19 protein-coding genes are annotated in these 21,945 nt (G+C 71.0%); 12 read left to right on the top strand and 7 right to left on the bottom strand.

Annotation, left to right across the window (positions count from 1 at the left end):
• The first annotated feature begins 50 nt into the window (after positions 1–50).
• The 4 genes from dnaK to BAY60_RS04650 are packed head-to-tail and all read left to right on the top strand — an operon-like array spanning position 51 to position 4,311.
• A complete protein-coding gene (dnaK, locus tag BAY60_RS04665; protein WP_112279560.1) occupies positions 51–1,925 on the top strand; it encodes a molecular chaperone DnaK in 1,875 nt (624 codons plus the stop codon).
• The gene (gene grpE, locus BAY60_RS04660; RefSeq protein ID WP_112279559.1) at positions 1,922–2,650 is read left to right on the top strand and encodes a nucleotide exchange factor GrpE; all 729 of its coding nucleotides are present in this window, start codon (positions 1,922–1,924) and stop codon (positions 2,648–2,650) included. Before dnaK ends, grpE begins: the two co-directional genes overlap by 4 nt.
• A gap of 33 nt (positions 2,651–2,683) precedes the next feature.
• Positions 2,684–3,865 carry a molecular chaperone DnaJ gene (gene dnaJ / locus BAY60_RS04655; RefSeq protein ID WP_112279558.1) on the top strand — a complete coding sequence of 394 codons (1,182 nt, stop codon included), beginning with the start codon at positions 2,684–2,686 and terminating at the stop codon, positions 3,863–3,865.
• Complete coding sequence (locus tag BAY60_RS04650; RefSeq protein WP_112279557.1) at positions 3,865–4,311, top strand: heat shock protein transcriptional repressor HspR; 447 nt, start codon at positions 3,865–3,867, stop codon at positions 4,309–4,311. Before dnaJ ends, BAY60_RS04650 begins: the two co-directional genes overlap by 1 nt.
• Positions 4,312–4,463: 152 nt before the next feature.
• Here the strand turns inward: BAY60_RS04650 and BAY60_RS04645 are convergent, their stop codons facing one another.
• Both BAY60_RS04645 and BAY60_RS04640 read right to left on the bottom strand, forming a co-directional pair.
• Complete coding sequence (locus tag BAY60_RS04645; protein ID WP_211330184.1) at positions 4,464–5,639, bottom strand: globin domain-containing protein; 1,176 nt, start codon at positions 5,637–5,639, stop codon at positions 4,464–4,466.
• Positions 5,640–6,060: 421 nt separating this feature from the next.
• Positions 6,061–7,650, bottom strand: coding sequence for an alanine/glycine:cation symporter family protein (locus tag BAY60_RS04640; protein WP_112279555.1), 1,590 nt, complete (start codon positions 7,648–7,650; stop codon positions 6,061–6,063).
• A 203-nt stretch (positions 7,651–7,853) separates the two neighbouring features.
• On the opposite strand from BAY60_RS04640, the gene clpB reads away from it, so the two are divergent.
• Both clpB and BAY60_RS04630 read left to right on the top strand, forming a co-directional pair.
• Complete coding sequence (gene clpB / locus BAY60_RS04635) at positions 7,854–10,454, top strand: ATP-dependent chaperone ClpB (protein WP_112279554.1); 2,601 nt, start codon at positions 7,854–7,856, stop codon at positions 10,452–10,454.
• Between the two features lie 72 nt (positions 10,455–10,526).
• On the top strand, positions 10,527–11,234 hold the full coding sequence (locus tag BAY60_RS04630; RefSeq protein WP_245992321.1) for a type III secretion system chaperone family protein: 708 nt from the start codon (positions 10,527–10,529) through the stop codon (positions 11,232–11,234).
• Here BAY60_RS04630 and BAY60_RS04625 read toward each other — a convergent pair.
• Positions 11,231–11,542, bottom strand: coding sequence for a hypothetical protein (locus tag BAY60_RS04625; RefSeq protein WP_211330183.1), 312 nt, complete (start codon positions 11,540–11,542; stop codon positions 11,231–11,233). The genes BAY60_RS04630 and BAY60_RS04625 overlap by 4 nt on opposite strands.
• 119 nt (positions 11,543–11,661) lie before the next feature.
• On the opposite strand from BAY60_RS04625, the gene BAY60_RS04620 reads away from it, so the two are divergent.
• The 6 genes from BAY60_RS04620 to BAY60_RS04595 all read left to right on the top strand — a co-directional run bounded on the left by BAY60_RS04620 (position 11,662) and on the right by BAY60_RS04595 (position 16,599).
• Positions 11,662–12,429, top strand: coding sequence for an SDR family NAD(P)-dependent oxidoreductase (locus BAY60_RS04620; protein ID WP_112279552.1), 768 nt, complete (start codon positions 11,662–11,664; stop codon positions 12,427–12,429).
• A gap of 28 nt (positions 12,430–12,457) precedes the next feature.
• Complete coding sequence (gene pyrE / locus BAY60_RS04615; protein ID WP_112279551.1) at positions 12,458–13,021, top strand: orotate phosphoribosyltransferase; 564 nt, start codon at positions 12,458–12,460, stop codon at positions 13,019–13,021.
• Between the two features lie 195 nt (positions 13,022–13,216).
• Positions 13,217–14,752 (top strand): flavin monoamine oxidase family protein, encoded by a 1,536-nt coding sequence (locus tag BAY60_RS04610; RefSeq protein WP_112279550.1) that lies wholly within the window; start codon positions 13,217–13,219, stop codon positions 14,750–14,752.
• 5 nt (positions 14,753–14,757) lie between these two features.
• On the top strand, positions 14,758–15,417 hold the full coding sequence (locus tag BAY60_RS04605) for a Rid family hydrolase (RefSeq protein WP_112279549.1): 660 nt from the start codon (positions 14,758–14,760) through the stop codon (positions 15,415–15,417).
• 121 nt (positions 15,418–15,538) lie between these two features.
• On the top strand, positions 15,539–15,934 hold the full coding sequence (locus tag BAY60_RS04600; protein WP_112279548.1) for a DUF2784 domain-containing protein: 396 nt from the start codon (positions 15,539–15,541) through the stop codon (positions 15,932–15,934).
• 14 nt (positions 15,935–15,948) lie between these two features.
• Complete coding sequence (locus tag BAY60_RS04595) at positions 15,949–16,599, top strand: TrmH family RNA methyltransferase (protein WP_112279547.1); 651 nt, start codon at positions 15,949–15,951, stop codon at positions 16,597–16,599.
• 7 nt (positions 16,600–16,606) lie between these two features.
• Here the strand turns inward: BAY60_RS04595 and BAY60_RS04590 are convergent, their stop codons facing one another.
• From BAY60_RS04590 to BAY60_RS04575, 4 genes are all read right to left on the bottom strand, one after another.
• Positions 16,607–18,757, bottom strand: a complete 2,151-nt coding sequence (locus tag BAY60_RS04590; RefSeq protein WP_112279546.1) for a molybdopterin-dependent oxidoreductase — start codon at positions 18,755–18,757, stop codon at positions 16,607–16,609.
• A gap of 52 nt (positions 18,758–18,809) precedes the next feature.
• On the bottom strand, positions 18,810–19,862 hold the full coding sequence (locus BAY60_RS04585) for an LLM class flavin-dependent oxidoreductase (protein ID WP_170160303.1): 1,053 nt from the start codon (positions 19,860–19,862) through the stop codon (positions 18,810–18,812).
• Positions 19,863–19,913: 51 nt separating this feature from the next.
• Positions 19,914–20,765 carry a LacI family DNA-binding transcriptional regulator gene (locus tag BAY60_RS04580; RefSeq protein WP_112279544.1) on the bottom strand — a complete coding sequence of 284 codons (852 nt, stop codon included), beginning with the start codon at positions 20,763–20,765 and terminating at the stop codon, positions 19,914–19,916.
• An 86-nt stretch (positions 20,766–20,851) separates the two neighbouring features.
• Positions 20,852–21,889 carry a LacI family DNA-binding transcriptional regulator gene (locus tag BAY60_RS04575; RefSeq protein ID WP_112279543.1) on the bottom strand — a complete coding sequence of 346 codons (1,038 nt, stop codon included), beginning with the start codon at positions 21,887–21,889 and terminating at the stop codon, positions 20,852–20,854.
• Between the last annotated feature and the right edge of the window lie 56 nt (positions 21,890–21,945).

The following is a 21,945-nucleotide window of genomic DNA, read 5'->3' as shown; positions in this document are numbered from 1 at the left end:
AAGCGACAGCGCTGGTCAGACAGCGGCGTAAGTAGCAGGAGGGAACACACATGGCGCGAGCGGTCGGCATCGACCTTGGCACGACCAACTCGGTCGTCGCCGTCCTGGAAGGCGGCGAGCCGACGGTCATCGCCAACTCCGAGGGTTCGCGGACGACCCCGTCCGTCGTCGCCTTCGCCAAGAACGGCGAGGTGCTGACCGGGCAGCCCGCGAAGAACCAGGCGGTCACCAACGTGGACCGCACCATCCGGTCGGTCAAGCGGCACATGGGCTCCGACTGGAAGACCGAGATCGACGGCAAGGCCTACACCCCGCAGGAGATCAGCGCGCGCGTGCTGATGAAGCTCAAGCGCGATGCCGAGTCCTACCTCGGTGAGGAGATCACCGACGCGGTCATCACCGTGCCCGCCTACTTCGAGGACGCCCAGCGGCAGGCCACCAAGGAGGCCGGGCAGATCGCGGGCCTCAACGTGCTGCGCATCGTCAACGAGCCCACCGCGGCCGCACTGGCCTACGGGCTGGACAAGGGCGAGAAGGAGCAGACCATCCTGGTCTTCGACCTCGGTGGCGGCACGTTCGACGTCTCGCTGCTCGAGATCGGCGAGGGCGTCGTGGAGGTGCGTGCCACCAGCGGTGACAACCACCTCGGTGGGGACGACTGGGACGAGCGCATCGTCAACTGGCTGGTCGACAAGTTCAAGGCCTCGCAGGGCATCGACCTGACCAAGGACCGCATGGCGATGCAGCGCATCAAGGAGGCCGCGGAGAAGGCGAAGATCGAGCTCTCCAGCTCCTCCAGCGCGAACATCAACCTGCCCTACATCACGGTCGACGCGGACAAGAACCCGCTGTTCCTCGACGAGACCCTGTCGCGGGCCGAGTTCCAGCGGATCACCAACGACCTGCTGGAGCGCACCCGGCAGCCGTTCAACAACGTCGTGCGGGACGCGGGCATCTCCGTCGGCGAGATCGACCACGTGGTGCTCGTCGGTGGCTCGACCCGCATGCCGGCGGTGAGCGACCTGGTCAAGGAGCTGACCGGCGGCCAGGAGCCGAACAAGGGCGTCAACCCGGACGAGGTCGTCGCGGTCGGCGCCGCGCTGCAGGCCGGCGTGCTCAAGGGCGAGGTGAAGGACGTCCTGCTGCTGGACGTCACCCCGCTGTCGCTGGGCATCGAGACCAAGGGCGGCGTGTTCACCAAGCTCATCGAGCGCAACACGACGATCCCGACCAAGCGCTCGGAGATCTTCTCGACCGCCGACGACAACCAGCCGTCCGTGCAGATCCAGGTGTTCCAGGGTGAGCGCGAGATCGCGGCGCAGAACAAGAAGCTCGGCATGTTCGAGCTGACCGGCATCCCGCCCGCCCCCAGGGGCGTGCCGCAGATCGAGGTCACCTTCGACATCGACGCCAACGGCATCGTCCACGTCACCGCGAAGGACCTCGGCACCGGCAACGAGCAGTCGATCCGGATCACCGGCGGCTCCGCGCTGGCGCAGGAGGAGATCGACCGGATGGTCAAGGACGCCGAGGCCCACGCGGAGGAGGACCGGAAGCGCCGCGAGGAGGCGGAGACCCGCAACCAGGCGGAGACGCTGGTCTACCAGACCGAGAAGTTCCTCAAGGACAACGACGAGAAGCTGCCCGAGGACCTCAAGGGCAAGGTGAAGACCGCGATCGACGACGCCAACGAGGCGCTCAAGGGCACCGACACCGGCAAGATCAAGGACTCCATGGAGAAGCTGAACTCGGCCTCCCAGGAGCTGGCCACCGCGCTCTACTCCAACACGGGCGCGCAGGCGGGCGGTGCCGAGGGCGCCGCGGGCGCGGCCGGTGGTGCCGGTGACGCCTCCGGCTCGGCCAAGGCCGACGACGTCGTGGACGCCGAGATCGTGGACGAGTCTGCCGAGGACGACAAGAAGTGACCGAACGCCACGAGGACACGGAGCGAGCGGAAGCACAGGAGCCAGTCGTCGTGCGGGATCGCCGGAAGATCGACCCGGAGACCGGTGAGCTCCGGCAGCAGCCGGGGCAGGACGAGGCCCAGGAGGTGCCCGCCGCGGCGGACACCCCTGGGCCCCCGGCCGGCGAGGCCACGGTGGACCAGTCCGTGGCACCGGCCTCGGACCTGGAGAAGCAGCTGGAGGAGCGCACCGCCGACCTCCAGCGGGTCCAGGCCGAGTACGCCAACTACCGCAGGCGGGTCGAACGCGACCGGGAGGCGATGACGGTGGCGGGCAAGGCGTCCGTGGTGGGCGACCTGCTCCCGCTGCTCGACGACCTGGAGCGGGCCGAGGCGCACGGTGACCTGACCGGTGCGTTCAAGTCGGTCGCCGACAAGCTCGTCGGCGCGCTGGAGAAGGCCGGCCTCGAGTCGTTCGGCAAGGAGGGCGAGCCCTTCGACCCGAGCGTCCACGAGGCCGTGCAGCACACCACGTCGCCCGACGTGGACGGCCCGACGGTCACCACGGTGCTGCGCCGCGGCTACCGGTTCTCCGACCGGGTGCTGCGGGCGGCGCTGGTCGGGGTCACCGACCACGAGCCCTCCGAGCCCTCCTCGGAGCAGGCTCAGGCCCCGGCCCCCGGCGAGCCCATCGATCCGCCGGTGGGTGGCGAACTGCCTGTCGACGCCGATGAGAACGCACGCTGACAACGACGACCCGAAGAAGGGAGGGGGCGCCCGATGAGCGCGAGGGAGTGGATCGGCAAGGACTTCTACCGTGAACTGGGCGTCTCCTCCGACGCCTCGCAGGAGGAGATCAAGAAGGCCTACCGGAAGCTGGCGCGGGAGAACCACCCCGACGCCAACCCGGGCAACACCGAGGCGGAGCAGAAGTTCAAGGCCGTCTCGGAGGCCTACGGAGTGCTCTCCGACCCGGAGAAGCGCAAGGAGTACGACGAGGCCAGGAGGCTGTTCGGCACCGGTGGCGCCGGGGGCTTCGGCTTCCCCGGCGGTGGTGGCACCGGCGGCGCGGGCGGCTTCGACCTCGGCGACATCTTCGGCCAGGGCGCCGCGAGCGGCGGCTTCGGCGGGCTCGGCGACATGCTGGGCAACCTGTTCGGCCGCAGGGGCGGCGGTGGAGCCACCGCCGCCCGCGGCCAGCGGGGCGCCGACGTCGAGACCGATGTGCGGATCGGCTTCGCGGAGGCCGTCAAGGGCGCGACGCTGCCGCTGCGGCTGTCCAGCCCGGCCACGTGCGGCACGTGCGGCGGCAACGGGGCCCGGCCGGGCACCCAGCCCCGGGTGTGCCCGACGTGTGCGGGCGTGGGCCTCGTCAACCGCAGCCAGGGCGCGTTCTCGTTCTCCGAGCCGTGCCAGGACTGCCGGGGCCGGGGCTCGATCATCGACGACCCCTGCCCGGAGTGCCTCGGCGAGGGCGTGAGCACGCGGACGAGGACCCTGACCGTGCGGATTCCCGCCGGCGTCGACGACGGCCAGCGCATCCGGCTGGCCGGGCAGGGCGAGCCGGGCCGGGGCGGCGCCACGGCGGGTGACCTGTACGTGCGGGTGCACGTCAACCCGGATCCGGTGTTCGGGCGGTCGGGCAACGACCTGACCATCACCGTGCCCGTCGAGTTCAGCGAACTCGCGCTCGGCACCACGATCACCGTGCCGACACTGGAGTCGAAGGTGTCGCTGCGCGTGCCCGCGGGCACCGCCAACGGGCGGGTGCTGCGGGTGCGCGGAAAGGGCATCGTCAAAAGGGACGGGACACAGGGTGACTTGCTGGTTACCCTGCAGGTGGCCATCCCGGCCAAGCTGGACGGCAAGGCCAAGGCCGCACTGGAGAAGTACGCCGACACGGTCGCCAAGCACGACCCGCGGCCGGAGATCACCGCGCTGTTGCGAGACAGGGGGGCCTGATGTTCGGTTCCGGATCCGCGTTTCCCGGTGGGCTGCCGCACGGCGCGACCGAGGACACGCCCGTGTTCGTGATCTCGGTCGCGGCGCAGCTCTCCGGCCTGCACGCCCAGACGCTGCGCTCCTACGACCGGCTGGGACTGGTGTCGCCGGGCCGCACGCCCGGCGGCGGGCGCCGGTACTCGATGCGCGACATCGCCCAGCTGCGGGAGGTGCAGCGGCTCTCCCAGGAGGAGGGCGTCAACCTCGCGGGCATCAAGCGGATCATCGAGCTCGAGAACCACGTCGAGGCCCTGCAGCACCGGGTGCAGGAGCTGACCGAGGAGCTCGCCTCCGCCTACGCGGCCGCCGAGCAGGCCGCCGCTGCGGTGCACGCCTCGTACCGCAGGGACCTGGTGCCGGTCCGCACGGAGAACGCGCTGGTGGTATGGCGCCCCCGGCGCCGCTGACCGCGAGTCCTGCGCTCAGGTCCGCGAGTTCTGCGCTCAGGCCCGCGAGTTCTGCGCTCAGTCGGTGTTTGTTGGGCGGCGCTTCGCAAGCTCAGCGCCGCGTGTCTCTCCTTCGGCGGACGGCTTCGCGGCGGTGCCTTTGATCTCCCGCCTCAGTCGATCGTAAAAGGGTCGTACCGGATCTGGTCCAGCGCCGTTCCCGCGACCAGCATCCGCGACACCGTGGCGCGGATCATCGCGGGTGAGCCGGACACCAGCACGTCGTGGCCGGGCCACGCGCCGTGCCGGGTCACCACGTCGGCCAGCGTGCCGTGCTCGAAGCCGGGCAGCCCCTCGCCGTGCTCCACCACCGGGTGCACGGTGAGCCACGGGTTCGTCGAGGCGAGCGCGCGCAGTTGCTCGAGGTCGTACAGGTCGTCGCTGGTGGCACCGCCGTAGAACAGCGTGACGTGCGGGTTGGTCCCCCAGCGGCCGAGGTCGTCCAGGATCGCCCGCAGCGGCGCGACACCCGTGCCGCCCGCGACCATGAGCACGTCGCGGCCGGTCTGGCGGTCCACCGCCATCCGCCCCATCGGCGGACCGATGCGCCACACGTCGCCGCTCTGCGTGTGGCTGACGATCGCCCGCGACACCCAGCCGCCGTCGACGGCGCGGACGTGGAACTCCAGCGAACCGTCGTCGCGCGGCGCGTTGGCCGGGGACAGGTAACGCCACAGCCGCGGCCGCTGCGGCACCTCCACGCTCAGGTACTGCCCGGCCCGGTACGGGATGTGGTGCTCGGGTTCCACCCGGATGAGCGCGAGGTCCCAGCTGAGCCGCCGGTGCTCGGCGACCGTGCCGGTCCAGCTCGCCGGGTACTCGTCGGCGGCGGCCGCCTCCTGCATCGCGCGGGCGATGATCGTGTACGCCTCGGCCCAGGCACGTTCCACCTGCGGAGTCCACGCGTCGCCGAGGTGGCGCTTCAGTGCGGCCAGCAGCGCCGTGCCGACGGCCTCGTAGTGCTTCGGCACCACGCCGAACTTGCGGTGGTCACGGCCGAGCTGGCGCAGGAAGGGCGCGAGGTCGTCCGGCCGGTCCACGAGTTGCACGACGTGCACGAGCGCCCGCACGAGCCTGCCGCGCTGCACCTCCATGTTGATGGGGAAGAAGTCGCGGGTGGCGGGCGCGAGCGTGAACAGCATGCCGTAGAAGAACTGCGAGATCTCCGGCGTGTACGGCTCGGCCAGCTGCCAGGTGTCGCGAATCAGCTTCACCATGGCCGTGACAGCAGGTGGCGCCTCGCGGGGCGGTGCCACCCGAGGTAGTGGACTGACCGCGTCGGCTGTCATCCGTCTGCTCCAGTGTGACCGACTCGGCCGCGCGGATGCATACACACAGTCACAGAATCACGCTCGCGATTATTCACGAATGGGTGACACGGGGGTCTTCGTCGGCTTCAGCAGGTCAGTGACCCACCATGACTGCGAAGTGCCCATGATTATTCCACCTTTCCAGGCAAGCGCTCCGGCCAACACTAGGTTCCGTGACGGCTGGGCGGTAGCCGATGGGAAGGTTGTCCGCTCCGGGTTGCTCCAGATGGGTGGCAAAAGGCGGGGATAAGTGTCGTAGCTCACTCCTCGGTCCAGTTCGTTTGTATCAGACAACTAACTGTCCGTCACTGTGGCAGGGGCGGCAGAAAAAGGCCCGGTGCCGACGGCAACGTCGGCACCGGGCCTGGTTTCTCGCGGTGGCGAGTGACGCGCGGACGCGTCAGCTCTTGACCTTCTCCTGCTTCTGCACCTCGCCGGAACGCATCTTGGCGGCGAAGTCCTTGACCTCCCGCTTGACCACCGGCACCAGCAGGTAGAGACCGATGATGTTGAACAGCGCCAGCAGGAACAGCACCGCGTCGGCGAAGCTGAGCACGCTGCCCAGGGTCAGCACGGAGCCTGCCACGATGAACAGGCAGAAGATCACCTGGTAGACGCGTTCGCTGGTGCGGCTCTTGCCGAACAGGAACGTCCACGCCTTCTGGCCGTAGTAGCCCCAGGTGATCATCGTCGACAGCGCGAAGAGCGCCACCGCCACGGTGAGCACGTACGGGAACCACGGCAGCACCGTCGCGAAGGACTCCGAGGTGACCGTCACGCCGTCCGGCGTCTCGCCGCCCTCGAACACCGTCTGCTTGGCGTTCTCCCAGAACTGGGTCTTGGCGATGACGATGGTCAGCGCGGTCATCGTGCAGACGACGACCGTGTCGATGAACGGCTCGAGCAGAGCGACGTAGCCCTCGGTGATGGGGTTCTTCGTCCTCACCGCGGAGTGGGCGATGGGCGCCGAGCCCAGGCCCGCCTCGTTGGAGAACGCCGCACGCTGGAAGCCGACGATCAGGGCGCCGATCGCGCCACCGGCCACGCTCTCCGGCGCGAACGCCCCGGTGACGATGTCGCCGATCGCGGCGGGCACGTCGGTGATGTTCACCAGGATGACGATGAGGCACGCGGCGATGTAGATGACCGCCATCGAGGGCACGAGCCGGCTGGTCACCGCGCCGATCGACTTGATCCCGCCGATGATCACCGCGCCGACCAGCACGGCGAGCAGGACGCCGAAGACGAACGCGGCGCCGTCGGTGCCCAGGAAGCCGTCGTCGCCGCCGGTGACGTCACGCAGCTGCGCGAAGGTCTGGTTGGCCTGGAACATGTTGCCGCCTGCCAGGGCGAAGAACAGCAGCATGATGGCCGCCAGCACGGCGAGCACCTTGCCGAGCCCGGCGCCGAAGCCGCCGCCGAACCGCTCGGCGAGGCCCTTGCGCAGGTAGTGCATCGGGCCGCCGGACACCGTGCCGTCCTCGTGCGTCTCCCGGTACTTCACACCGAGGGTGCACTCCACGAACTTGGTGCACATGCCGAGCAGGCCGGCGAGGATCATCCAGAACGTGGCGCCCGCACCACCGATGGTCACCGCGACACCGACACCCGCGATGTTGCCGAGGCCGACGGTGCCGGAGACGGCCGAGCTCAGGGCCTGGAAGTGGTTGATCTCCCCTGGCTCGTCGGCGCGCGTGTACTTGCCCCGCACGATCTCGGTCGCCAGTTTGAACTTCCGGAACTGGACGAAGCCGAAGTAGATCGTGAACACGGTCGCGGCGAGGACAAGCCAGCCGACGATCCACGGGAACGAGATGCTGCCGAACGTCAGCTCGGCGAACACGAACTCGGAGAGCCCGTCCGAGATCGGGGTGAACACGTCATTGATCCACTCCTCGATCGAGGCGAGGGTTCCCCCCTCGGCGGCGAGGACGTGGGTGGCGGAGTCGGCCGGTGGGCTCGAACCAGCCAATGTGGTGATGACAGACATGGTCCGGTAGTTGACCCCAAAGGGGCAGTCCTGACAAGAGGCAGGGGCTACTTGTTACCCGTTGTTGCTTGCGAATGGCCCAAAAAGGCAGACTTGAGCGGAACACACTCAACTTTTATGACGTTATGCATGGCGACAGGCTCGTGCGGACACCCGTGCGGGAGGCTTGTCCCACGGGGATCCTGAGGACCAGAGGTGAGGGGATGGACGCTTTCAACCCGACCACGAAGACCCAGCAGGCGATCTCGTCCGCGGCCCAGGCGGCCACGATGGCGGGCAACCCGGAGATCTCTCCTGCCCACCTGCTCGGGGCCCTGCTGGCCCAGGGCGACGGCCTGGCCGCGCCGCTGCTGACCGCGGTCGGAGCGGATCCCGAGCAGGTCCACAAGGAGCTGGAGCCGATCGTCTCCGGGCTGCCCTCCGCCACCGGGGCCACGGTGTCCACTCCGCAGTTCGACGGTCACGCCGTCAAGTCGCTGACCCATGCCCAGAAGCTGGCCACCGAGCTCGGCGACGAGTACGTCTCCACCGAACACGTGCTGGTGGGCCTCGCCGCGCAGGGCGGCCCCGTCGCCGACCTGCTCAAGCGGCACGGCGCCACGGCCGACGCGCTGCAGGAGGCGTTCACCAAGGTGCGCGGCTCCGCCCGCGTCACCAACCCCGACCCCGAGGGCACCTACAAGGCGCTGGAGAAGTACGGGGTCGACCTCACCGAGCGCGCGAGGGCGGGTGAGCTGGACCCGGTGATCGGCCGGGACACCGAGATCCGCCGCGTCGTGCAGGTGCTGTCCCGGCGCACCAAGAACAACCCGGTGCTGATCGGTGAGCCCGGCGTCGGCAAGACCGCGATCGTCGAGGGCCTTGCCCAGCGCATCGTCGCCGGTGACGTGCCGGAGTCGCTGCGCGGCAAGCGCGTCGTCGCACTCGACCTCGGCTCGATGGTCGCGGGCTCGAAGTACCGCGGCGAGTTCGAGGAGCGGCTCAAGGCCGTGCTCAAGGAGATCAAGGACTCCAACGGGCAGGTCGTCACGTTCATCGACGAGCTGCACACGATCGTCGGCGCGGGCGGCACCGGCGAGGGTGGAGCCATGGACGCCGGCAACATGATCAAGCCGATGCTCGCCCGCGGCGAGCTGCGCATGGTCGGCGCCACCACCCTCGACGAGTACCGCAAGCACATCGAGAAGGACGCCGCCCTGGAACGTCGCTTCCAGCAGGTGCTCGTCGGCGAGCCCTCCGTGGAGGACGCCATCGGCATCCTGCGCGGGCTCAAGGAACGCTACGAGGTCCACCACGGTGTGCGGATCACCGACGCCGCGCTCGTGGCCGCCGCGACGCTGTCCGACCGCTACATCACCGCCCGGTTCCTTCCGGACAAGGCCATCGACCTCGTCGACGAGGCCGCGTCCCGGCTGCGCATGGAGATCGACTCCCGGCCCGTCGAGATCGACGAGGTCGAGCGTGCGGTGCGGCGCATGGAGATCGAGGAGATGGCACTGTCCAAGGAGGACGACGCCGTCTCGAAGGAGCGGCTCGCGACGCTGCACGCCGAGCTGGCCGAGAAGCGCGAGCAGCTGGCGGGGCTCACCGCGCGCTGGCAGAACGAGAAGGGCGCGATCGAGCGCACCAGGGAGCTCAAGGAGCAGTTGGAGCAGCTGCGCGGCGAGGCCGACCGTGCCGAGCGCGACTCCGACCTCGGCCGGGCGGCCGAGCTGCGCTACGGCCGCATCCCCGCGCTGGAGAAGGAGCTCGCCGAGGCCACCAAGGAGACCGAGGGCAAGGCCGACGTGATGCTCAAGGAGGAGGTCGGCGCCGACGACGTGGCCGACGTCGTCAGCGCGTGGACCGGCATCCCGGCGGGACGGCTGCTCGAGGGCGAGACCGGCAAGCTGCTGCGCATGGAGGAGGAGCTGACCAGGCGGGTCGTCGGCCAGTCCGACGCCGTCAAGGTGGTCTCCGACGCCGTGCGCAGGGCCCGCGCCGGTGTCGCGGATCCCGACCGGCCCACCGGCTCGTTCCTGTTCCTCGGCCCGACCGGCGTGGGCAAGACCGAGCTGGCCAAGGCGCTGGCGGAGTTCCTCTTCGACGACGAGCGGGCCATCCAGCGCATCGACATGAGCGAGTACAGCGAGAAGCACAGCGTCGCGCGGCTGGTCGGGGCCCCGCCCGGCTACGTGGGCTACGACCAGGGCGGCCAGCTCACCGAGTCGGTGCGCAGGCGGCCGTACTCGGTGGTGCTGCTCGACGAGGTGGAGAAGGCCCACCCGGACGTGTTCGACGTGCTGCTGCAGGTGCTCGACGACGGCAGGCTCACCGACGGCCAGGGCCGGACGGTGGACTTCCGCAACACGATCCTGGTGCTGACGTCGAACCTCGGTTCGCAGGCCATCGCCGACGCCTCGCTGGACGAGGTGCAGCGCAGGGATGCCGTGCTGTCGGTGGTGCAGCGCCACTTCAAGCCGGAGTTCCTCAACCGGCTCGACGACATCGTGGTGTTCCACGCGCTCGACACCGAGCAGCTGGCTTCCATTGTGGACATCCAGGTCCAGAGGCTGGCCGAGCGGCTGTCGCAGCGCAGGCTGACCCTCGACGTCACGCCCGCCGCCCGCGAGTGGCTCGCGCTCAACGGCTTCGACCCGATCTACGGCGCGCGCCCGCTGCGCAGGCTGGTGCAGTCGGCGATCGGCGACGAACTGGCCCGCAAGCTGCTGGGCGGGGAGATCCGCGACGGCGACACCGTGCGGGTCGACGTCCCGGAGCTCGACGCCGGTGACGGTGCGCTGAAGGTCACGCGCGGGGCGTAACCCCCGGAACGGGTGCTCCCGACACGGCCCGCTGATCTTGGTCGGCGGGCCGTGAGGGATACCCTGGTCGCCGTGGGTATTCCAGCGTGGATCTGGTTCGTCATCGCCGCCGCCGCCGCGGTCGCCGGGCTCGCCCTGCTCCTGGTCGACAGAGCCAGGGAGAGCTCGCGCAACCGCGAGCGCGCACGCTGGGCCGAGCTGCGTGGATGGCAGTACGTCGAGGAGGACGAGCGGCTGCCGAAGCAGTGGTCGGGCGGCGCGATCGGCTACTTCGGGGCGGAGGCGGCGATCAACGTGGTCGCCGGTTCGACGTTCACCTCCGACGGCCGCCGCCCGGTGTTCGTGTTCGACATCGAGGCCGACAGCCTCATCCCCGCCGTCGTGGTGGCGGTGCGGTGCAACCGCATCCACCCTGTGCTGCTCGAACTGTGGCTGGCGAGCGTGCCCTTCCAGCGTGCCGAGATGCCGGAGCTGCTGGGTCCGGTCGGCCAGCGTTACGCCTTCGCCGACGACGTCACGGCCGCGCGCAACCTCATCACGCAGGAGCTGGTGGACGCCGCCGACGCGCTCGGCGGTGACGTCGGCGTGGCGTGGCTGGAGAACGAGTGGGTGCTCGCCAGCGTCGCGCCGAACGTCGGGCCGTCGCGGCTGGAGCGGCTGCTGCGCGACCTCGGCGAGATCGCCGACATCGTCGACCCTTTTGACGGCGAGTACGGCAGCCATCACCAGCGGGAGCCGGAGCCGACCACCGAGGAGCGCGCCCGCCAGCAGGGCTTCTAGAAACCCAGGTCCAGCGTGCCGGACAGCACCGGCGGCTCGTCGGCCGCCGCGGCGCCCGGAAGGGGGGCGAGGTCGGTGAGGTCGAGCGTGCCGGTGAACCGGCCGTCGTCCCGCACCGACAGCTCCCGGTACCGGGTCACCGGGACGTTGCCGCAGCGGCAGCCCGCGGCGTAGCCCGCCGCGTAGGAGTCGGGGTCCACGGCCGCGCCCGGCGCGGGGGACACCGTGTCCTGCGCACCGGCGGGGGTGTCGGTCGCCGCGAGAAAGCCGCGGACGAACGACAGGTAGTCGATGGCGGTGTTCTCCATCTGGAGTGCTACCTCGTCTGGGTGGGTTCGGTGTTACCCCAACTGGCTTGCCGACGATACTGCGTGTCCCGATCGGTCCGTCCCGCGCCCACCCGAACGGGTGTCGCTACCGTGTGGGCATGCCCTTAGCCGTGATCACCGGAGCCACCGCGGGCATCGGCGCCGCGTTCGCCCGCAGGCTCGCCGCCGAGCACTACGACCTGCTTCTCGTGGCCAGGGACTCCGAGCGGCTCGCGAGCCGGGCCGAGGAGCTGGCCGCCGCGCACGGGGTGCCGGTGGACGTGCTCGCCGCCGACCTGGCCACCGCCGAGGGCAGGGCCGCCGTCGAGGACCGGCTCGCGACCGAGGAGGTGGACCTGCTGGTGAACAACGCCGGGCTGGGTCTCTCGGGCGAGTTGTGGACCGTGCCCGTGGAGCGGCTGCAGCACCAGCTCGACGTCAACGTCACCGCCGTGCTGCGGCTCACCAGGGCCGCCGTGCCCGGGATGCTGGCGCGCGGGCGGGGCGACATCGTCAACGTGTCCAGCGTGGCCGGGTTCTTCTCGGGGCGCGGCTCGACGTACACGGCGAGCAAGGCGTGGGTGACGTCCTTCTCCGACGGCCTGGCCTCGGCGTTGCACGGCTCGGGGGTGCGCGTGCTGGCGGTGTGCCCCGGCTTCACCGACACCGAGTTCCACGAGCGGGCCGGGCTGGAGAAGACGGGTCCGAGGGCGTTCTGGCTGGACGCGGACCAGGTGGTGCGCGAGGCGCTGGCCGACCTGCGCCGCGGCAAGGCCCTTTCGGTGCCGAGCCTGCGCTACAAGGTCGTGGTGGCGATCGGCAGGCTGCTGCCCCGGGAGCTCGTGCGCAGGCTCGGTGGCAGGTTCGCGGGTCGCGACCGCACCTGAGCCACGGCCGTATGTAAAACTCCGGGTCGTGGCGAACCCCTCCCTGGATCAAGCGGCGAAGATCGAACTGGCTCGGCTGGTCAACGAGCTGTGCGTGGTGCGCGGCAAGGTCACGCTTGCCTCCGGCAAGGAGGCCGACTACTACGTGGACCTCCGCCGGGCGACGCTGCATCACGCGGCGGCGCCGCTCATCGGCACCCTGCTGCGGCAGCTGACGGCCGACTGGGACTACGTGGCCGTCGGCGGCCTCACCCTCGGCGCCGATCCGGTGGCCACCGCGATGCTGCACTCGGCCGCCGCCGATGGCGTGGTGCTCGATGCCTTCGTCGTGCGCAAGTCGGTGAAGGAGCACGGGATGCAGCGCCGCATCGAGGGCATGGAGGTCGCGGGACAGCGCGTGCTCGCCGTGGAGGACACGTCCACCACCGGAGGCAGCGTGCTCACGGCCGTCGAGGCGCTGAACGAGGCGGGCGCCACCGTGGTGGGCGTGGCCACCGTGGTCGATCGCGGCACGGGCGCCAGGGAAGCCATCGAGAAGGAGGGGCTGCCCTACCGCTCGCTGCTCGGCCTCGACGATCTCGGCCTGTCCTGAAGAACGGGCGGTTACGGCCGCACGGCTGATTCCTTGGCCTTACCAACAAGTACGACATCGAAGCGTCACTCGAACAGGTGACGACGCCGATCAGGCTTCTCCTCGCCATCAGGGCGAAGGGAGCTTGCATTGGGGTCCTCTGTGACACGTCGAACCCTGCTGCGATCGATCGGGGTCGCGGGCGGGGCAGGAGTGATGTTCGAGTCCATGCGTGCGCTCGGGCTCGTCGCCTCCCCCGAGGCGCTGGCGGTGCCGGACTACCGCGCACCGAGGCCGGGTGATCTCGCCGCGGGCAAACGCGGCAAGCGGGTGGTGATCCTCGGCGCGGGCATCGCCGGGCTCGCCACCGCCTACGAGCTGGGCAAGGCCGGCTACCGGTGCACCATCCTGGAAGCCAAGACCCGCATCGGCGGCCGGAACTGGACGGTGCGGGCGGGCACCACCGAGACCGATCTCGACGGGCACACCCAGACCGCGCGGTTCAGCCGCGAGGAGTCCAGCTACCTCAACGCGGGGCCTGCCCGGCTGCCCCAGTCGCACATCACGCTCGACTACTGCCGCGAGCTCGGCGTGCCGCTGGAGACCTTCCTCAACGCCAACGCGAACGCGCTGATCTACAACGAGGCCACCGGTGTGGCGCCGCAGCAGTACCGCACCGCCAAGGCCGACATGTACGGCTACGTGTCGGAACTGCTGGCCAAGGCCGTTGACCAGGGCGCGCTCGACCAGCAGCTCAGCGCGACGGACAAGGATGCCCTGCTGACCTTCCTCGGCGGGTTCGGTGCCATCGGCGGCAAGGCGTCGGGCTACGCCTACACCGGCACCAGCAGGCGCGGCTACGCGGTGGAGCCGGGCGCCGCCGACCAGCCGGGGGTGGTGCTGGGTCCGCCGCCGTCGCTGTCCCAGGTGCTGGCCAGCCAGGTCGGCCGGTACTTCTCCTTCGAGTTCGGCTACGACCAGGCGATGACCATGCTCCAGCCGGTGGGCGGCATGGACGCCCTTCCGCTCGCGCTATACCGGGCCATCGGCAAGGACACGGTCCGCCTCGGCGCCGAGGTCGTGCGGCTCACCGACACCGCCGACGGTGTCGAGGTGGTCCACCGCGACACCAGGGGACGGCAGACGGTGGAACGGGCGGACTTCTGCGTCGCCACCCTGCCGCCGCACCTCATGGCGAAGGTGCCGAGCAACCTGGACCCGGCCGTCACCGCCGCGCTGCGCTTCCCCCGGCCGAGCCCCGTGGGCAAGATCGGCCTGGAGTACCGCCGCCGCTGGTGGGAGGAGGACGAGCGGATCTACGGCGGCATCACCGAGACGGACCTGGACCTGGCGCACATCTGGTATCCCTCGGCCGGTTTCCACGGCAGGCGTGGCGTGGTGGTCGGCTACTACAACACGGGCGCCAACGCGCAGCTCTACGGCGACCTCCCGCCCGCGGAGCGGACGAAGCGGGCGCTCGCGCAGGGCGTCAAGATCCACGGCGAGAAGTACCGCGCCGAGCTGGCGAGCGCCTTCTCCGTCGCCTGGCATCGCACGCCGTTCATCGAGGGCGGCTGGGTCGGCTGGCCGTCGCGCACCAGCGGCGAGTACGCGTTGCTGAACCGGCCCGCGGGGCACGTCTACTTCGCGGGCGACTGGCTCAGCTACTTCATCGCGTGGCAGGCGGGGGCGTTCGACTCGGCCCGCCACGTCGTCACGAACCTCCACGAACGCGTCCTGGCGGAAGGGTAGGCACGATGAACAGGTTCTCCCGGCGAGCACTCGGCTCGGTCGCAGGCGGCGCGGCCGTCGCACTCGGCCTCGGAGCGGGATCGGCGTCGGCCTCGCCGCCGCGGGGCGCCGGTCCTCGCCCGCACGAGGTGCGGTTCAGCCTGCCGGAAGGCAACAGCAACCCGGCGATCGCGGGTGGCGTGGCGGTCGGCGGCATGGTGGCGGTCTATACCAGCAGCGGGCTCGGCCCGGCCGCCGCGAACCCCGCAGCACCGGCCGGGACGCCCGAGCGCTACGTCGACCCGTCGCTGTTTCCCGGCGGCGTGCTCCCCGCGGGCGTGACGATCACCGAGGCGCAGGCGTGGAACACGCTGAACCGCATCGTGGCCAACCTGACGGAGATGGGTGTCACGCCGCAGGACGTCATCACCATGAAGTGCTATCTGAAGCGCACCGCGGGTGCGGCGGATGCCGACTACGCGGGCTGGAACCGCGCGTACCGGCAGTTCTTCGCCAACGTGGACCTCGTCACCGGGGAACCGGTGCCGGTGCCGGTCGGCAGCGGCTCACCCGGCCCGCCCCACCTGGCGAACCGGGCGCGGCCTGCCCGCGCGACCACCGAGGTCGCGGGCCTCGCCGTTCCCGGCTGGCTGATCGAGGTGGAGGTCCAGGCCACCTACGGATAGGGACCGCGGGAATCGGGTAGGCCTCGTCGCGGTCAACAGATCATTTTGTCGACGACTCCGATGTGAGACAGGAGTAAAGTCGGCATCGTTCAGGGGGTCGCGACTGGGGACGGTGGGGCGATTGCTGTGGTGGCTGACGGCGCTCACGACAGCGGTGCATTTCCTTGCGCTGCTGTACATCGGGCTCGGTGGGTTTCTGGCGTGGATCTGGCCGAAGTCGGTGTTCGTCCACGTCTTCTTCGCGCTGTGGGGCGTGGCGGTGAACGTGTTCCCGCTGCCGTGCCCGCTCACGGTGCTGGAGGACCACCTGCGCGGGCTGCGCGGGCTTGAGCCGATGCCGGGCGGGTTCAACGAGTACTACATCTACGACACGCTCATTCCCCGCGAGCTGCTCCCAGTGGTCGGGGTCGCCGCGCTGTTGCTGGTGATCGGCTCCTATGTCGGCGCGTACGCGCACTGGCGCCAGCGGCACCACCACGACGACGGCGTCCCTGGCCACCCGGTCCGGCTCGGCTGAGCGACAATGGCGCGGTGATCGAGGACGCCGGGCCGACCGAGTGGGGAACCCAGCGGCAGGTCGGCGTGGGCCCGTGGCCGGGTCCGTGGCCGGACGACGACCGCTACGACCCGGAGCTGCTGGAGCACGGCGACCGTCGCAACGTCGTCGACGCCTACCGGTACTGGCGGCGGGAGGCGATCGTCGCCGACATGGACCGCCGCCGGTACCCGTTCCACGTGGCGATCGAGAACTTCCAGCACGATCACAACATCGGCACCGTGGTGCGCACGGCCAACGCCTTCGCGGCCGCCGCCGTCCACATCGTCGGCAAGCGGCGGTGGAACCGGCGGGGAGCCATGGTCACCGACCGGTACCAGCACCTGTACCACCACCCGGAGGTGGCCGGGCTCGCCGAGTTCGCGCGGGAGCGCGCGCTGGCGATCGTGGCCGTGGACAACATGCCGGGCTCCGAGCCGGTGGAGACGGCGCGGTTGCCGCGCGAGTGCGTGCTGCTCTTCGGCCAGGAGGGCCCAGGGCTGTCCGGGGACGCGCAGCGCGCGGCGTCGCTGGTGGTCTCGATCGCCCAGTTCGGCACCACCCGCTCGATCAACGCGGGGGTGGCGGCCGGCATCGTCATGCACACGTGGATCCGCCAGCACGCCGATCTCGCCACCGCCTGGTGAGCCGCCGTCAGGCCGGTGCGACCTCCACCGGGATGCCGTTGAGCACTGCCGTGCCGGAGGGGCCGTCGACGAGCAGCTCGTCGGCCAGCACGTTGGAGTTCGCGCCCGCGTGCGCCGCCGCGACCGACGCCCGGGTGCCCTCGACGTCGTGTCCCCAGCCATGCGGGATGCTGACCACGCCGGGCCGCACCTCGTCGGTGATCTCCACCGGCAGCTCGATCTTGCCCGTGCGCGCGGTGACCGTGGCGGCGTGGCCGTCGGCGAGTCCCAGCCTCGCGGCGTCGGCCGGGTGCACCTGCATCGTGCACCGGTTGCTGCCGCGCACGAGCGGCTCCAGGTTGTGCATCCACGAGTTGTTGGAGCGCAGCTGGCGCCTGCCGACGAGCACGAGCTGCCCGTCCGGCACCTCGCCGAGCAGGCCAGCCAGCCGCGGGACGTCGGCGGTGACCGGCTCGGGCGCCAGCTCGATCTTCCCGCTGGCGGTGCTCAGCACCTCGGGCACGCGCGGGCGCAGCGGTCCCAGGTCGACGCCGTGTGGCGCGGCCTCCAGATCGGCGAGCGTCAGGTCGTAGGGACCCGCGCGCAGCAGCAGGTCCAGCAGCCGCTGCGGGCCCGTGCGCGGCCCGGCGACGGCCGGGTCCAGGCCCGCGCGGCGGGCGGTCTCGGCGGCCACCAGGTCGTCCAGGGCCGCGATGTCGGCGTCCGGGCCCTGCCCGGTGACCACGCCGGTGAGCCGCAGCAGCGTTTCCCACTCCTGGGGCAGCTCGGTGGGCAGCGCCGCCGGAGTCCAGTTCGCGACGTTGCGCACGGCGAGCTGGTACAGCGAGAGGTCGTAGTGCGGGCGTTCCAGCGGGCTCGGCACGGGCAGGATCACGTGGGCGTGCCGCGTGGTCTCGTTGAGGTAGGCGTCCAGCGACACCATGAAGTCCAGTCCCCGCAGGGCCTCGGCGAGCCTGCTCGCGTTCGGTGTGCTCAGCGCGGGGTTGCCCGCGACGGTCAGCAGGCCGCGCACCTGACCGGGGCCCTCGGTGAGGATCTCGTCGGCGAGCGTGGCCACCGGCAGCTCGCCGAAGACCTCCGGCAGCCCGCGCACGCGCGACCGCCACCTCCCGGTCGTGAACGGTCTGCGCGGCCCGCCCGCGTTGGCCTGCCCGGCGGCCGCGAGCGGGAACATCGCGCCGCCCTCGGTGTCGAGGTTGCCGGTGAGCACGTTGAGCACGTCCACGAGCCAGCTGCAGAGCGTGCCGAAAGCCTGCGTGGTCGTGCCGATCCGCCCGTAGCAGACGGCGCGCTCGGCGTCGGCCAGCTCGCGGGCCATGCGGCGGATCTCGTCCGCGGCGATGCCGGTGACCCCGGCGACGCGCTCCGGGGCGAACGGCTCGGCCAGCGCCGCCACGTCGCCGACGCCGTTGACGTGCGCGGCCAGCCTGCCGAGGCTCACCCTGTTCTCGGCGAACAGGGTGTGCACGAGCGCGAACAGCAGCAGCGCGTCGGTGCCGGGCCGGATGGCGTGGTGCTCGTCGGCGGCCTCGGCGGTGCGGGTACGGCGCGGGTCGACCACGACGATCTTGCCGCCGCGGGCGCGGATGGCACGCAGCTTGGCGCGCATGTCGGGCGCGGTCATCAGGCTGCCGTTGGACACCAGGGGGTTGGCGCCGAGCAGCAGCAGGTGCCGGGTGTGGTCGAGGTCGGGGACCGGGATGGTGAAGCCGCCGCCGAAGAGGTAGCCCGACGAGAAGTGCTTGGGGATCTGGTCGACGGTGCCCGCGGTGTAGAAGTTGCGGGTGCCGATGGCCTTGAACAGGGGGCGCCCGTAGAGCGCCACGGCGAGGTTGTGGGCGGCCGGGTTGCCCACGTAGACGGCGAGCGCGTCGCGGCCGTGCTCCTCCAGCAGCGCGGGCAGGCGCGCGTCGATCTCGGCGAACGCCTCGTCCCAGGACACCTCGTGAAACGAGCCGTTGCGGCGCAGCAGTGGCGTGCGGAGCCGGTCGGGGTCGTGGTGCAGCGCGCCGAGCGAGGCGCCCTTGGGGCAGAGGAAGCCGCGGGAGAAGACGTCGAGCGCGTCGCCCCGCACGCCGGTGACCGTGCTGCCGTCGAGGGTCACGTCGAGTCCGCAGGTGGCCTCGCACAGGGGACACGTGACTTGCGCCGTTGCCATCAGCTCATGGTTGCCAAAACGGCCCGGCGTGTCGAGGGTGCGGGGACGGACGCTACGTCTCGCCGCGCAGTGCGGGCAGCACCGACTCGCCGTAGGTGCGCAGGGTGCCCTGCGGGTTGGTGCCGGACACGTTCATCAGCACGATCGCGGTCGCGCCGAGCTCCCGCAGTGCCTTGATCTTGCGGACGTGGTCCTTCGGGTCGGAGGAGAACAGGCCCATGGCCTTGAACTTGGTGTCCGACACGTCGGAGCGCCCGTTGCGCTGGATGGTGGCGGGGTCGTGGATGTCGTCCCGGTAGTGGTCCTTGACCAGGATCGCCTTCCATTCCTTCGCGCCGTCCATGGCGGCGTCGTCGGTGTCGTCGACCGCGGTGATGCCCTGCAGCACGATCTCGCCCGGTTCGCGGCCCTCCCGCTCGCACGAGCGCCGGTAGCCCGCGATGACGGCGGGTGCGGACGAAGGGTCGGCCAGGGTCCAGACGCCGTCGGCGTGCCTGCCCGCGATCTCCGCCGCCTGCTCGCCGAACGCCGACAGAAAGATCGGCGGCCTGCGGTCGGGCACCTCGTACAGGCGGGCACCGACCGTGCGGAACCAGCGGCCCTCGAACGTCACGGTCTCGCCGTCGAGCAGGCGCCGGATGATCGTCAGCGCCTCCTCGGTGCGGGCGAGCTGCTCGGCAGGCGACGGCCAGTCCATGCCCGCGGGCACCTCGTTCATCGCCTCACCGGACCCGGCGCCGAGGAACGCGCGGCCCGGGTACATCGCCTCCATGGTCGCGACCTGCTGGGCGACGACCACGGGGTTGTAGCGGTGGCTGATGCTGGTGACCGCGGGGCCGAGCGAGACACGGCTCGTCACCTGCCCGGCCGCGCCCAGCCACACCCACGGGTTGGCGCAGTGAGCGGGTGCCGGATCGCCCGGCTCCCACCACGGCGCGAGGTGGTCGCTGCAGCAGACCAGGTCGAAACCGGCCTGTTCGGCCTCCGTGGCCTGGCGCAGCAGGTCGTTCGGGGAGAACCGTTCGTGCGCGAGCGCCACTCCGTAGATCATGTCGTCGGGTTGGCGCCGCCGCGCCCACAGCACGCTTCGCACAGATTCCAGCACGCTCATACTGCGCGCCTACCCGGGCACGCCGCGGTCAAACAACTCCGGCGGTCACGACAGGCAGCCGCACGTGCGGTGGTGATCGAAGCGGGGCGGCAGGCGCACGGTCTCCGGCCTGCGTCCGGGGTCGCCGAGCCTGGCGAGCAGGAGCCGGACAGCCGTGCGGGCGATGCCGTCCGCGGACGGGGTCATCGCGGTGATGGGCGGCGTGGCCGGGCAGTGGCCGTGGCAGGCGAGGGCGAGGCCCTCGCCGATCCGCAGGCCCCGCCGCCACGCCTGGTGGCGCACGGCAGGCAGGAGTGAGGAGTCGGCCACGACGAGCGCCGACGGCTCCGGCCACTGGGCGAGTACCCGCTCGGCGGCGGCCCCCGCGTCGCCGCCTGCGCCCGCGAAGCCGACGAGCCTGCCCTCCCAGGGCAGCCCTGCCCTGCCGAGCCCGAGCCGGTAGCCGAGCGCGCGTTCGTCCGTGGCGGAGTATCCGGCGGGGCCGCCGACGAAGGCGATCCGGCGATGGCCGAGCGAGGCGAGGTGTTCGACGAGGGCGATGGTGGACTGGACGTTCTCGGTGGCCACCTGGTCGACGTCGTCGCGCGTGGCGATGTGCTCGACGAGGACGGTGGGCGTGCCGAGCCGCAGCAGTTCGGTGATCACCGTGTCACTGCCCGGCGCGGGCAGCAGGATCACCCCGTCGACGCCCTGGGCGCGCAGGGCGCGGACGGCGGCGAGTTCGGCGGCGACGGTGCTGGTGGCCTCGGCGAACGTCGCGGCGCAGCCTGCCGCGCGAGCGGCCTCGTCGACCGCGTCGGCCAGTTCGGTGTCGCCGGCACAGGGGGCGATGGCCACGCCGAGGCGGTAGGCGACCGGCGTGTCCCACAGCGGTGGTGCGTCGGACGGTGCGCTCATGAGCAGGCTCCCGGCAGGGGACGGTGCGAAGACGCTAACCCGGGTGGCTCGTTCGGCGGAGCGTTGAACAGCGAGACGGCAAATGTTCAGCCGTTCGGGTGGCTTGGTGGGCAGCCGCAGGACTCACGGTGACGCAGGGTAGGTGGTAGCCGGATCGTCTCGGGGGCCCGGTCCGGGTCCGTGATGCGGGCCAGCAGCAGGCGCACGGCCTCGGCGCCGATGTCGGTGATCGGCTGCGCCATGGTGGTCAGCGGTGGCTCGACGAGGTCGGACCACTCGGTCTCGTCGTAGCCGACGACGGCGACGTCGGTGCCGACCCGGATGCCGCGCCGGCGGGCCTCGTGCAGCACGCCGACCATCATCGCGTCGTTGGCGACCACGACGGCCGTCGGCGGCTCGGGCCTGTCGAGCAGCGTTGCGAACGCCATGGCGCCACGATCGCGCTCGGAGTGGCCTGGCACGACGAGATCCGGGTTCCACGGCAGTCCGGCGCGGCCGAGGCCGAGCCGGTAGCCGAGGGTGCGTTCCTCGCTGGTGGCCAGCCCGGGTGCACCGGCGACGAGGCCGATGCGGCGATGGCCGCGGGAGGCGAGGTGCTCGGTGAGCGCGGACGTGGACTGGATGTTCTCGGCGCCGACCTGGTCGATGTCGGTGCGCGTGGACACGCGGTCGACGAGCACGGTGGGGATGCCGAGCGACACCAGTTCGCTGACGACCGCGTTGTCGCCGGGCACGGGCGTCAGCAGCAGGCCCTCGACGCGGCGCGCGCGCAGGGCCCGCACGATCGACTGCTCGGTGTCGGCCGTGTCGTGGGTGTCGGACAGCAGCACGGTGTAGCCTGCGGCCGCCGCTTCCCTTTCGATGGTCTGCATCAGCACCGCGAAGTACGGGTTCGCCAGCAGGGAGATGGCCACGCCGATGGAGCGGGTGCCGCCCGTGACGAGCGACCGCGCGATGACGTCGCCGGTGTAGCCGGTCTGCTCGATGGCCCCGAGGACGGCGGCCCTGGTGTCGGGCGCCACGGCCCTCGTGCCGTTGACGACGTGCGAGACGGTGGTGATCGAGACGCCGGCCAGCTCGGCGATGTCGCGCTGGGTGGGCCGGGTCGACCTCGGCGGGGGCATGGTGGCGTTCCTTCGCGGGGTCGCGGCTTCGGCAAGCGTTTGCGCAAACGCTTGCC

Origin of the sequence: Prauserella muralis, assembly GCF_003202285.1 — a bacterium.
Taxonomy (GTDB): Bacteria; Actinomycetota; Actinomycetes; order Mycobacteriales; family Pseudonocardiaceae; genus Prauserella_B; species Prauserella_B muralis.
The sequence above is the reverse complement of the archived record's forward strand: the minus strand, read 5'-3'. Positions and strand labels throughout refer to the sequence as shown.

Excerpts from the sequence above, each read along its gene's own strand:
- BAY60_RS04625 (WP_211330183.1), bottom strand. The coding sequence starts at position 11,542 with ATGGAGAACACCGCCATCGACTACCTGTCGTTCGTCCGCGGCTTTCTC.
- dnaK (WP_112279560.1), top strand. The coding sequence starts at position 51 with ATGGCGCGAGCGGTCGGCATCGACCTTGGCACGACCAACTCGGTCGTC.
- BAY60_RS04590 (WP_112279546.1), bottom strand. The coding sequence starts at position 18,757 with ATGGCAACGGCGCAAGTCACGTGTCCCCTGTGCGAGGCCACCTGCGGA.
- BAY60_RS04650 (WP_112279557.1), top strand. The coding sequence starts at position 3,865 with ATGTTCGGTTCCGGATCCGCGTTTCCCGGTGGGCTGCCGCACGGCGCG.
- BAY60_RS04610 (WP_112279550.1), top strand. The coding sequence starts at position 13,217 with ATGTTCGAGTCCATGCGTGCGCTCGGGCTCGTCGCCTCCCCCGAGGCG.
- dnaJ (WP_112279558.1), top strand. The coding sequence starts at position 2,684 with ATGAGCGCGAGGGAGTGGATCGGCAAGGACTTCTACCGTGAACTGGGC.
- clpB (WP_112279554.1), top strand. The coding sequence starts at position 7,854 with ATGGACGCTTTCAACCCGACCACGAAGACCCAGCAGGCGATCTCGTCC.
- BAY60_RS04640 (WP_112279555.1), bottom strand. The coding sequence starts at position 7,650 with ATGTCTGTCATCACCACATTGGCTGGTTCGAGCCCACCGGCCGACTCC.
- BAY60_RS04620 (WP_112279552.1), top strand. The coding sequence starts at position 11,662 with ATGCCCTTAGCCGTGATCACCGGAGCCACCGCGGGCATCGGCGCCGCG.
- BAY60_RS04605 (WP_112279549.1), top strand. The coding sequence starts at position 14,758 with ATGAACAGGTTCTCCCGGCGAGCACTCGGCTCGGTCGCAGGCGGCGCG.
- BAY60_RS04580 (WP_112279544.1), bottom strand. The coding sequence starts at position 20,765 with ATGAGCGCACCGTCCGACGCACCACCGCTGTGGGACACGCCGGTCGCC.
- BAY60_RS04575 (WP_112279543.1), bottom strand. The coding sequence starts at position 21,889 with ATGCCCCCGCCGAGGTCGACCCGGCCCACCCAGCGCGACATCGCCGAG.
- BAY60_RS04645 (WP_211330184.1), bottom strand. The coding sequence starts at position 5,639 with ATGACAGCCGACGCGGTCAGTCCACTACCTCGGGTGGCACCGCCCCGC.